This is a genomic window from Legionella sp., assembly GCF_047605385.1.
Classification (GTDB): domain Bacteria; phylum Pseudomonadota; class Gammaproteobacteria; order Legionellales; family Legionellaceae; genus Legionella.
In genome coordinates this window covers 1-5,046 of record NZ_JASGFU010000113.1, presented here as the reverse complement: position 1 = coordinate 5,046, position 5,046 = coordinate 1, and the positions used below count along the sequence as shown (strand labels likewise).

The window sequence follows — 5,046 nt, the reverse complement described above, 5'->3', positions numbered from 1 at the left end:
TTGGGCCAAGGCCCAACCTACGATTTTCCTTAACTTAATGACAGAGAGAAAGAGGGAATAGCCTTAAGTTGACGCCATTAAATGTTCACGTATGAATCTGTATTTAATAATCGAGAATTTAGTACCAATTTCCAGTGTAACTGTTTGAGCCAGAGCAATCACAAGGAACACAGGTGCCTGCACAAGGGTTACAAGAACAGTTACTGAGCATCGTTGCTGCAGTGACTATTGCTAAAACTACGATTATTTTTCTCATGACTTATCCTTGTTTTGGTATGTACTTTAACTATAATCTATGATTCATAATTAAACCAATTATAATTTTAGTGCAATTTTGCTTAAAGCGCATATCTAAGTAATTTGTAACCATTGTAATCGCCATAAATCATAGAGAAAAGCCTGGTTACATTCGTTATCTAAAAAATCACGCACACTGCGATAAGCGAGAAAGCGATTATTAGCCAATTTACTCAAAAGCTCAGGCGAAACTCCCTCCACATTCCATTCACATCCATTTATAAATAATTGAGAGGCAGAGCCCTTATCTTGAGCATAATACGCAAAACGGCATGCGGGTTCACGAATAAGTTCCAAACTTGTTTGCAAATTGGCAAGGAAGGTTTGCTTATCGATTGATTTGTCCTCCTCCAACGGTATTGGTAATAACTGCTCGGCTTGTTGATCCAGACGGGTTATAAAGCAGCCAAACCACGTTTTCATAGTGCGTTCATCATTGATTAATTGTTGTAGTAATTTTTGGGCATTTTTCCAAGCTTCGGTGGGGATTTCGGAGGGATGTTTTAGTGATGACCAATTTGGATCTTGATATAAATCCTTAAAAATCCCTTGTGCAGAGACAAAATCCCCTAAACTGTCCCAGGCTTCTTGCCCTTGATAACTGCGATAACCAAAAGAATAGGTCATGCATTCTTCAGAGAGGGAAATACCATAATGGCCAATATGCGGGGGCAAATAAAGCATGTCCCCCTCATCAAGAATGATTTTTTCCTCAACTTCAAAGCGGTTCATAATCCGTAATTCAAGATCTGGAAGATAATTGTCATGAGTACATTCTTTAGTTGTTAACCGCCATTCTCGAGAGCCTTGAGCTTGGTATAAAAATACATCGTAATTATCATAATGTGGGCCAACACTGCCATGCAATGCAGCAAAGCTAATCATTATATCATCCACACGCCATTGCGGAAGAAAATCAAAATGTTCCAAAAGATTGCCTACTTCCGGCACTAAGAGGTTGACCCCTTGTACTAATAAAGTCCAATGGGTTTTGGGTAGCGCGATAAAATCATTTTCGGTGAATGGCCCACGCTTTAAATGCCAAAAAGGTTTTTTTTGCGGTGTTTCATAAACTATACGGCTTTCTACTTCTTCTTCTAAGGCAAGCCCAGCTAATTCATCAGGAGAGAGGGGATTAACGAATCCGTGGATGGCATTACGAATAACTAACGGTTTTTTCTGCCAATATTCGCTAAGAAAAGTTTTGGCAGAAACCTCCTGAAAATTGATCATTTTTAAAGTGCTCCATAAAGCAGTTATTAATTTGAACGGAGGATGCGCTCTAACTCGCCTTTTGCTTGACGTGTAAAGTTAATCAGTTCACGCTCTTTTTCGAAGAATTCAAAGGACTGTAATAGGGTGGTTTCATCATGTCTTTTAAATGCAGTTGCTTTTTTCTCAATGTCATCATGTTTGTAGCCTAAGAACTTAAGAATTTCTTTAGTCATGGTTAATGAAGAATCAAAGACCTCGCGAATAAAATAATCAACACCTAATTTATGTAGTTCATAAGCATGTTGGCGGTTACGTGCTCGGGCAAATATTTTTAAATGCGGAAATTCTTGTTTGGCAAGCTCGATAATTTTCAGGTTAACATCCACATTCCCTATGGTAACAATCAATAACTTGGCATGCTCAGCCCCAGCATTTTTTAAAAGATCAAGACGGCTGGCATCACCAAAATAGCCTACATAGCCAAACTTTCTAATTAATTCAACTTGCTCGGCATTATTTTCAAGAACAGTAATTTTGATGTGCTCACCAGTTAGAAAACGACCAATAATTTGACCAAAACGACCGTATCCCGCAAGAATGATGCCATTTTTTTCACTAATGGCATCGTATTCTCTTTCAGGCAAAAAGCTCATAAAGTGCGGTAGAATAACTCGATAATAAAAAACCATTAAAAAGGGTGTTGCTAACATTGATAGGGCAACAACCAGAGTAAAAAAGTTCATTGTGGTTTCGTTAATTACCTTCGTTGATTCGGCATATTGAAACAGAACAAAGGCAAACTCACTGCCTTGGGCTAAAGCAAAAGCCAAACCTAGAGTTTGGAAGCTGGTTAAATCAAAGAAACGTCCCAATACAATCAATACTATGGCTTTAATGATGATAAAGGTAAATACAGCAGCGATAATCATTCCTGTTTGGCCTGAAAAAAGCGAAAAATTCATGCCCATACCGACAGAAATAAAAAATAATCCCAGTAACAAACCTTTAAACGGCTGTATGTCTGCTTCAATGGCGTGTTTGTACTGTGAGTTGGCTAAGACCACCCCTGAAATAAAAGCACCTAGCGCAGGGGACACGCCAATGTATTCCATAAGCAAAGTGGTTCCTATAACCAAAGCAAGGGAAAATGCAGTAAACACCTCGCGTAAATTAGTTTTCGCAATAATGAAAAATAAATAGCGCGATAAATAATGACCAATAAGAATAATAGTGCCTATAACCCCAGTAACTAAAAGTGCATGCAGCCATTTAGGAAGGTGCAGAATCGCAGCACTTTCATGAGAAGCGCTAAGTTGAATATTTCCGTTGAGTTCTAACAAAGGAATAATAATTAAAATTGGGATTACGGCAATATCCTGGAACAGTAACACTGCAAAAGAAGCCTCTCCCTCAGCAGTTTTCAGTAAATTTTTTTCCTGAAGCATTTGCAATACGAGGGCAGTTGATGATAAGGCCAATGCCATACTTACAGCTATTGTTGAACGCCATTCATAGCCTAAGGTTAGACCAATAGTAATTAGTGCTCCAGTGGTGATTACGACTTGTAAACTACCCAAACCGACAATTAGTTTGCGCAATTTCCACAGCATGGAAGGCTCTAATTCCAGACCAATAAGAAACAGCATCATGATGACACCAAATTCTGCAAAATGCATGATTTGTTGCGCATTACCAATAAGCTTAAAACCAAAAGGACCAATCAAGATACCTACAAGAAGGTAACCGAGTACAGAACCTAGTTTAAAGCGGCTTGCCAGCGGCACCATAATACTCGCTGCTGCAAGAAAGATAAACACATTAAGTAGAACGTTTCCATTCATAATAATTAATACCTTGGTTGTATGAATTAATTTGCATGACAATTCTTAAATTTTTTCCCACTACCACAAGGACAGGGACTGTTGCGTGCAACGTGTGGTTTTCTGGTTTTGAGTGGCGTTTTTTTTAGCTCCCCATCCACATAAAACCAACGTCCTTCCTGTTTGTGAAACTCGCTGCGCTCATGAATAGTTTTTACTTGGCCACTTTCTTTAAAACGAGCAATAAACTCAACAAAACCCACATCTGAAGTTGTAGGCTCAGCGTGAATCACTTTTAATCCAAGCCAGATGACGCTTTGTGCCCATTTTTGTGCTTCGATTGGGTTAAAACCAAAGAGCGCTTTACCTGCCATCGTGTCTTTGATGTAGTCAATCTTTGCCATACTATAAGCGGTATAGCGTGAGCGCATCAATTGTTCAGGTGTTTGTGGTAGTTGCTTTTTTTCTATGAAGCAAGCGCAACATTGAATGTAGGGATTAGTGGATCCACAAGGACAAAGAGACATAAGCAATAACTATGGTAAAAATTGATTTTTAGATTATACGTTATGTTGTTTTAAATTTTTAGGACTTACATGATTTTATTTGCTGGGAAATGTTAAGCTATGGGATTGAATTTGATCTATTTCCATCAAGATTTTAAAATATGAAAAAAAACTGGAAGATTACTCTTAATCCATGCACAATTGCTACTAGCCAAAAATATGGATAAGGTAAAAAAATGAACTCTTATTTATTGACCCAACAAATTGATCACATCAATCAACAAGAAAGTGTTAATTCATTAGAAGAAGGTAAAGTTTTATTTTTTCCTGAATATTATTTTTCAGATATGGAAGCAAGCTTAATGTCTGAAGCAATTTTAGATGGTAGTCGCAAAAACATCAGTTATGATCCGCAGCGCAAAACCATCAATGCCTATAAAAAAGAAGTTTCTGGCTTAGACATAAAATTAAAGCAGATGATGCACGGATATGCTGATTTTGCGCATCAATTAATTCGAGTGACTTTGCCTTCTTATATACCGCATTTAAAATGGGGACGAACCAGTTTTAGACCAGCACAGATTAGTGGCCGTGCTAGTTCAAAACGCAAAGATGATACTCGCCTTCATGTTGACTCCTTTTCGGCAAGTCCCGTACATGGATTAAGAATTTTACGAGTCTTTTGTAATGTAAATCCACATAACGAACCACGCGTGTGGAGTCTTGGTGAACCATTTCCGCAAGTGCTTGAACGTTTCGCCCCGCAAATCATTAGTTACAGCAAATTTAGAGCAAAGATTTTGCAGTGGGTGAAGACTACAAAAACCTTACGCTCCGCATATGATCATTATATGCTGCACTTACATGACACCATGAAATTAGATGATGTATACCAAGCAGAAGTCAGTAAGGTTCGAGTTGATTTTCCAGCGCAAAGTACCTGGATAGTATTTACCGACCATGTATCGCATGCCGCATTAAGTGGACAACATTTGCTTGAACAGACATTTTATCTCCCGGTAGATATGATGGCTAATCCTGAATACTCACCCTTAAGACAATGGCAAAAAATTCGCTCTGAGGTGAGGACTGTAGTTGCTTGAGGTCATCAGAATATTTATCGATCTGAAACAACGATCAGATAACTCCACCCGGCTGTCCCATTAAAAAAACATTGACATTTTGTTAAAAAAGAGATTTTCTGCATC

5 protein-coding genes are annotated in these 5,046 nt (G+C 38.3%); 2 read left to right on the top strand and 3 right to left on the bottom strand.

The window, feature by feature from the left end; translation table 11 throughout:
• The first annotated feature begins 173 nt into the window (after positions 1 to 173).
• Positions 174 to 299, top strand: a complete 126-nt coding sequence (locus QM652_RS14060) for a hypothetical protein (protein WP_415076867.1) — start codon at positions 174 to 176, stop codon at positions 297 to 299.
• Positions 300 to 351: 52 nt separating this feature from the next.
• Here the strand turns inward: QM652_RS14060 and QM652_RS14055 are convergent, their stop codons facing one another.
• Genes QM652_RS14055 through QM652_RS14045 form a run of 3 tightly spaced genes read right to left on the bottom strand, consistent with a single transcriptional unit; the run spans position 352 to position 3,859 of the window.
• Positions 352 to 1,530 (bottom strand): JmjC domain-containing protein, encoded by a 1,179-nt coding sequence (locus QM652_RS14055; protein WP_415076865.1) that lies wholly within the window; start codon positions 1,528 to 1,530, stop codon positions 352 to 354.
• 26 nt (positions 1,531 to 1,556) lie between these two features.
• Complete coding sequence (locus QM652_RS14050) at positions 1,557 to 3,353, bottom strand: monovalent cation:proton antiporter-2 (CPA2) family protein (protein ID WP_415076863.1); 1,797 nt, start codon at positions 3,351 to 3,353, stop codon at positions 1,557 to 1,559.
• 26 nt (positions 3,354 to 3,379) lie between these two features.
• Positions 3,380 to 3,859: a YchJ family protein gene (locus QM652_RS14045; protein WP_415076861.1), complete on the bottom strand. Its 480-nt coding sequence runs from the start codon at positions 3,857 to 3,859 to the stop codon at positions 3,380 to 3,382.
• Between the two features lie 215 nt (positions 3,860 to 4,074).
• Here QM652_RS14045 and QM652_RS14040 point away from each other — a divergent pair, with 215 nt between their 5' ends.
• Positions 4,075 to 4,941 carry a Kdo hydroxylase family protein gene (locus tag QM652_RS14040; RefSeq protein ID WP_415076859.1) on the top strand — a complete coding sequence of 289 codons (867 nt, stop codon included), beginning with the start codon at positions 4,075 to 4,077 and terminating at the stop codon, positions 4,939 to 4,941.
• Positions 4,942 to 5,046 lie beyond the last annotated feature (105 nt).

What these genes read in the sequence shown, in the direction of transcription:
- QM652_RS14055 (WP_415076865.1), bottom strand. Translation starts at nt 1,530, where the DNA reads ATGATCAATTTTCAGGAGGTTTCTGCCAAAACTTTTCTTAGCGAATAT.
- QM652_RS14050 (WP_415076863.1), bottom strand. Translation starts at nt 3,353, where the DNA reads ATGAATGGAAACGTTCTACTTAATGTGTTTATCTTTCTTGCAGCAGCG.
- QM652_RS14045 (WP_415076861.1), bottom strand. Translation starts at nt 3,859, where the DNA reads ATGTCTCTTTGTCCTTGTGGATCCACTAATCCCTACATTCAATGTTGC.
- QM652_RS14040 (WP_415076859.1), top strand. Translation starts at nt 4,075, where the DNA reads ATGAACTCTTATTTATTGACCCAACAAATTGATCACATCAATCAACAA.